Origin of the sequence: Fulvivirga sp. (assembly GCF_040220315.1) — a bacterium.
Classification (GTDB): Bacteria; Bacteroidota; Bacteroidia; order Cytophagales; family Cyclobacteriaceae; genus Fulvivirga.
The window spans coordinates 1-6,561 of the sequence record NZ_JAVJUY010000196.1; the positions used below are offsets into that span (position 1 = coordinate 1).

Annotated in this window: 5 protein-coding genes; all 5 read left to right on the forward strand. The window is 36.6% G+C overall.

What is annotated here, in order from left to right; all coding sequences use genetic code 11:
* Positions 1-1,635, forward strand: a 1,635-nt coding sequence (locus RLO81_RS09670) for a M23 family metallopeptidase (RefSeq protein ID WP_350110671.1), incomplete at its 5' end; no start/stop codon positions are given.
* Positions 1,636-1,643: 8 nt separating this feature from the next.
* Positions 1,644-2,093, forward strand: coding sequence for a thioredoxin-dependent thiol peroxidase (gene bcp / locus RLO81_RS09675; protein ID WP_350110674.1), 450 nt, complete (start codon positions 1,644-1,646; stop codon positions 2,091-2,093).
* 114 nt (positions 2,094-2,207) lie between these two features.
* Positions 2,208-5,069 (forward strand): M16 family metallopeptidase, encoded by a 2,862-nt coding sequence (locus RLO81_RS09680; RefSeq protein WP_350110677.1) that lies wholly within the window; start codon positions 2,208-2,210, stop codon positions 5,067-5,069.
* 120 nt (positions 5,070-5,189) lie between these two features.
* Positions 5,190-6,041 carry a transketolase gene (locus RLO81_RS09685; RefSeq protein WP_350110680.1) on the forward strand — a complete coding sequence of 284 codons (852 nt, stop codon included), beginning with the start codon at positions 5,190-5,192 and terminating at the stop codon, positions 6,039-6,041.
* 1 nt (position 6,042) lies between these two features.
* Positions 6,043-6,561, forward strand: a 519-nt coding sequence (locus RLO81_RS09690; protein WP_350110683.1) for a hypothetical protein, incomplete at its 3' end; no start/stop codon positions are given.

A 6,561-nucleotide genomic window follows, 5' to 3' on the forward strand; every position in this document is an offset into this window, starting at 1 on the left:
AGAGTGGCAGTTTCCACTTCCGGCTATGGAAATGCATTGTATGTTACCCACCCAAACGGACACACCACTGTTTATGCCCACCTTGAGAAGTTTGAAGGCCCTATAGCGGAATATGTATTGAAAGAACAATATAGACTTAAAACATTTGAATTAGATCAATCGCTCTATCAGGGCAAATTCATCGTTCAAAAAGGTGATACAATAGCCTGGTCAGGTAATTCCGGATCTTCTGGAGGGCCACACCTTCATTTTGATATAAGGGATGAAAAGCAACAACCTCTCAACCCATTAAGTTATGGCTTTGATGAGGTTCTAGATCGCACACCACCTGTTGCAGAAAAAATTATTGCCCGAACATTAAATGAAAAAGCCAGAGTAAGTGGTGTTTTTGGCCAGGAAGAATATCGTCTTAGGCGTATTGGGAATAACTACAAGCTTGATAGGCCCATTCAAGCAGTAGGTGAAATTGGTCTAATGTTGGACGCGTATGACAAATTAGATTATTCTCGATTTAGATGTGGAATTAACACTGTGATTGTAGAAGTAAATGGCACATCTACCTATGAATATAGAATAAAGAAGTTCTCTTTTGGTGAGCAAAAGAATATCTACAAACATATGAGTTATGAAGATCTATATAAAAGTGGTGAGCGTTGGCATAAATTGTATGTAGATGATGGCAATGAGTTGCGATTTTATAATTCAAATAAGAATAATGGTAAGCTTATTGTAAAAGAAGGAGATCAGTTTAATGTGAAAATCACTATGATTGACACATACGGAAATAGAAGTTATGTTGACCTCTCTATTGAAGGGAAAATATCAAAGCCTTTAAATCACCAGTGGGTAAGTGGACTTAACACCGAATTACAAGAAAACATAATGATTATCTCTTACCCCAAAAATTACGACAATAACTTATCCTTAAATGGAGTGTCATTGTTACCATCCTATGTAACAGCGAGCAGTAAAGTATACCTTCATGACCTTAGAAAGGATTTACCGAAATTACTAGATGTTAATGGCCAGTTTATCACACTTCCATTTAAGGAAACTATCTCACCCAATATAGCTTATACTTATTACAGTGCTGAAGCAGATATCTTTTTTCAGCAAGCGGCTTTGTTTGATACCCTTTATTTTGAAAGTGATTATAAAACAGATTCCGTAACCAACCAAGAAATTTGGACTGTTGGAAGAGGCACTGTACCATTAAGAAAATCTATAAAAATAGAATTAAAGCCAACAAAAGATTATGATCGTAAATTTTCTGCAGCCTATTTTTTAGATGGCAAAAACCCTTATTATGAAGGAGGAACGTGGGAGAAAAATCAAATTTCTTTCTGGACACGAAAGTTTGGTGATTATACTATTTTAACAGATAGCATTGCTCCTTCTATCAGGCAGGTTAGAGTAAATTCCAATGATTTGATGTTTAAAATAAGTGATAACCTTTCTGGCCTTAAAGAATTTAACTGCTATGTTAATGGTGAATGGGTATTAATGCATTATGACTACAAAAGAGCTTTAATTTGGTCTGAAAAACTAGATAAAAACAAACCTTTCAGTGGAGTTGTTAAACTCATTGTTCGTGATAACATGAACAACGAAAGCATATTTGAAACAAAAATTTAATAATAACTATGGAATTAAAAGCGGGAGATAAAGCGCCAGATTTTGAAGTGAATGATCAGAATGGAAATAAAGTAAAACTGTCTGATTTCAAAGGTAAAAAGGTTGTACTCTACTTTTACCCGAAAGATAACACTCCTGGTTGCACTGCCGAATCTTGCAACTTGCGAGATAATTACAAGGCACTGCAGTCTGCCGGTTACGAAGTTCTTGGTGTGAGCACGGATAGCGAGAAGTCACATCAAAAGTTCATCGAGAAACAAAACCTGCCATTTACATTGTTGGCCGATACTGAGAAGCAGATTCATGAAAAATACGGCACTTGGGTAGAAAAGCAGATGTACGGCCGAACATATATGGGCACTGCCAGAGTAACTTTTTTAATTGATGAAAAAGGGGTGATAGAAGAAGTTATTGAAAAAGTAAAGACAAAAGATCATGCCGCTCAGATTCTGAAGTGATTTATCCGTCTAAAGAGATAAAAGACCATTTAGAAATTTCTATATGGTCTTTTGTTTTTTATAGCTCTAATTATCCAAATGTTCGTTTATTTTAGTGAATAAATCAACCCCATCATGAAAACCAGATACTTATTTTTATTCATTCTACTATCTACCTCACAATCATTTGCTCAGACAAAGCTTGTTGAAAAAGTAGTGCAAAAAGAGGGCGAGATTGTCATCCCTTATGAGAAATATGAACTTGATAATGGATTGACTTTAATTATCCATGAAGACCATTCAGATCCATTAGTTCATGTAGATGTTACATATCATGTGGGCTCAGCGCGAGAAGAATTAAAGAAATCAGGTTTTGCCCATTTCTTTGAACACATGATGTTTGAAGGTTCAGAAAATGTAGCTGATGGTGTGATAGATGAAATTACCATAGGCGCAGGTGGAACGAATAATGGTTCAACAAATAGAGATAGAACAAATTATTACCAAACAATGCCTAACAACTACCTTGAGTCGGTTCTTTGGTTTGAGTCTGATCGTATGGGTTTTCTTCTAAATGCAATTACCCAAAAGAAATTTGATGTACAGCGAGAAGTTGTAAAGAATGAAAAGGGCCAAAACTATGACAATAGCCCATATGGCCAATGGAGGGAAATCAATTCTAAATCATTATATCCTTACGGTCACCCATACTCATGGTTGACCATTGGTATTCTTGAAGATTTAGACCGTGTGGATGTGGATGATCTGAAAAAATTCTTCTTACGATGGTACGGGCCTAACAATGCCACTCTTACTATTGGTGGAGATATTAATGTGCAAGAAGTAATAACACAGGTTGAAAAATATTTTGGCGACATTCCTAGAGGCCCAGAAGTTGAGCCTCTAAAGTTAGACCCTATATCCATAGATAAAGACAGATATGTTTCATATTACGATAAAAATATACGCTTCCCTGCCCTTTTAATGACATTACCAACGGTACCTCAGTTTCATGCTGATGAGCCTGCATTAGACTGTTTAGGTGAAATATTAGGTACAGGGCGTAGCAGTTATTTCTACAAAAAATTTGTTGAAACTCAAATGGCTATTCAGGCCAGTGTATTTCATGGCACAAGTGAGCTTGCCGGGGAGTTTACCATGTTTGTTCTTCCTTATCCTGGCAAGTCTTTAAGCGAATTTGAATCTGAGATGCGTTTAGCATTAGAAGAATTTGAAAAAAATGGTGTAAAAGATGAGGACATTGAGAAATTTAAAGCTCGCTTTGAGTCATCAAGAATTAATGGCCTTGCTACTGTTAGTGGTAAAGTGGCACAGCTTGCTTCATATGAAATATACACTGGCAACCCTAATTACTTGCAGGAAGAGTTGAAAAGGTACCTTGCCGTTACCAAAGAAGATGTGCTTAGGGTTTATAACAAATATATAAAAGGCAAACCCGCTGTTATCCAAAGTGTTCTGGCAGAGGAAGACGGCCAGCCAGCAAAACCAGACAACTTTGAGCAAACAGTGGAAGGCCCTAACCCCTATCCCACAACTGATTATAGTGGTTTAGAATACAAAAGACCTGAAAGTAGTTTTGACAGAAGCCAAGTTCCAACACCTAGTGCCAGCCCTTTAGTTTCTGTACCAGAGGTATGGACAACCAAATTAAAAAATGGCATAAAAGTAATAGGTGCAGTTTCTGATGAAATACCAACGGTAGCTATCGAACTAACCATTAATGGCGGCCATAAATTGGAAGCTAATATGCTTGAGAAATCCGGTTTAGCTCAATTGACGGCTTCTATGCTTACAGAATCTACTGAAAATTACACGGCTGAACAGCTTTCAGAAGAATTGTTAAAATTAGGGATTAGCATCAGTGCTTCGGTAGATGACAATACTACTACCATTTCCGTTCAAACACTTGTTAAAAACCTGGAACCAACTATTAAGCTATTTGAAGAGGTATTGTTAAAACCAAAGTTTACTGAAGTTGATTTCAATAGAGTTAAAAGGCAACAGCTGGAAGGTGTTAAATCACAACAAAAGCAGCCTTCATCCATTGCAAATAATGTGTACAGAAGATTAATCTATGGAGATGAACATGTTTACTCAGTGCCATCAACAGGTATTGAAGAAACTGTTGAAAATATTACGTTAGAGGATGTTAAAAAATTCTATAGCAATTATTACACTCCTTCACTTTCTGAACTCATTATTGTTGGAGATATCAGCAAAAAAGACATTCTGTCCAACCTGAGTTTCCTAACTAAATGGAATGAAAAAGAAGTTATAATTCCTGAAGTTAAGGTTGATAAAAAAATAGACCGTACTAAAATCTATTTGGTTGATAAAGAGGCTGCACCGCAATCAGAGATTAGAATTGGTTACTTAACGGACATGACATATGATGTAACAGGTGAATATTTTGAAAGTTATTTAATGAATTTCAACCTTGGCGGAGCGTTTAACAGTAGAATTAACCTCAATCTTAGAGAAGAAAAAGGCTACACCTACGGTGCTGGCATGTATTTGAGCAGTGACGATGATCCCGGGCCATACACTGCCTATGCTGGAGTGAGAGCCAATGTAACAGATAGTGCTGTTGCTGAATTTATGAAAGAAATTAAGCTCTATGCTGATAAAGGCATAAATGAAGATGAGCTCGATTTTATGAAGAAATCTATTGGACAACGTGAATCAAGAGCTTACGAGGCTCCTTGGCAAAAAACAGGATTCTTAAGAAGAATACTTCATTACGATCTTGATACCGATTACGTAAAACAACAGAATAAAATCATAGATAATATGACAGTGAACCGAATTAATGAGCTGGCTGCTGAAAAGCTTGTTTATGATAAAATGAATATTGTAGTGGTAGGCGATAAAAATAAAATTGAGCCGGGATTGGCAAGTTTGGGCTATGATATCGTTTATGTTGATGAAAAAGGCAACGTTATAGAAGATAACACAAAGTTAGATACCACTAAATAAAGAAAACTTCGATTATAATCATCAGCCGGTTGGCTGATGGTTTTTTTATGCCATTTTTTAAGTTGAATTCCAGTCTTCTTATTTGAATATTTTTAACTTCGCAGCATCAAATTATATTCTATGAGCACTTCCCCTAATATCGAAGAACTTAAAAACATTTCATCCCAGGTTAGAAGAGACATTGTACGCATGGTTCATGCTGTACAGTCGGGCCATCCCGGTGGTTCATTGGGTTGCACAGAGTTCTTTGTAGCACTTTACTTTCATGTGTTAAAGCACGATAAATCGTTTAATCCTGATGCCATTGGTGAAGATCTGTTCTTCCTTTCTAATGGCCATATATCACCTGTCTGGTACAGTGTTTTGGCAAGAAGCGGGTATTTCTCAGTTGATGAATTAAACACGTTTAGAAAGATCGATTCTCGCTTACAAGGTCACCCAGCTACTGAAGAAGGTTTGCCGGGCATTAGAATCGCTTCCGGATCTTTAGGACAGGGACTATCAGCAGCTTTAGGTGCAGCACAAGCAAAGAAGTTGAATAACGATAAAAACTATGTGTATGTGCTCATGGGCGATGGTGAGCAAGATGAAGGGCAGGTTTGGGAAGCAGCCATGTACGGAGCTCATCATAAAGTAGATAATATCATAGCCACGATTGATTACAATCGCCAGCAAATAGACGGCAGCACTGATGAGGTAATGGGATTGGGCGATTTAAAAGCTAAATGGGAAGCATTCGGCTGGCAAGTAATTGAGAGCGAAGGAAATGATATCGAAAGCCTGATTAAATCTTTAGCACAAGCCAAAGCACTTTGTGGTAAAGGCAAACCAGTAATCAACCTAATGAAAACTGAAATGGGTTTTGGTGTTGATTTCATGGTAGGAACTCACAAGTGGCATGGGATTGCACCAAGCGATGAGGAGCTTGAAAAAGCCCTTGGCCAGTTAGAAGAAACATTAGGTGATTATTAAAATGAGGTTAATAGTTACTATTTGTATTCTATTCTCCTATTCAATTATTTTAGCCCAAACTGAGATTAATTCTATTGAACTAGATTTAAAGTCAGGAGGTTCAGGATTCTTTTTTGGAATAGGTGCAGGTGATGCTGAAATTATCCCTTTGACTTATTCAAAACAAACACCGACACTTTGCATTAGAGATAATAGCAATATATATATAATTGGCATGGATTCGACTTTTTCACCAACTTCAAATGATGTGATTGATATGCCAAGTTATTCAGAACTTCTTGGTGGATACTTATCAAAAAATATAGTGACATTAATTTATAGTACTGATAGAAAGAAAAGTATTTACATACAGCAATTTGATACTAAAAGTAAGGAGTTCAAATCTTCTTCGTTCAGCTTAAATAAGAAGGAAAAATTTATAACATTTTTTCAGGAAGGGAATAAGTGCTATCTCCTAACAAGTATCAAAAATTCCTCAACAGTTACAATCTACCCTTTCGAATCCCATGAACTTGATAAA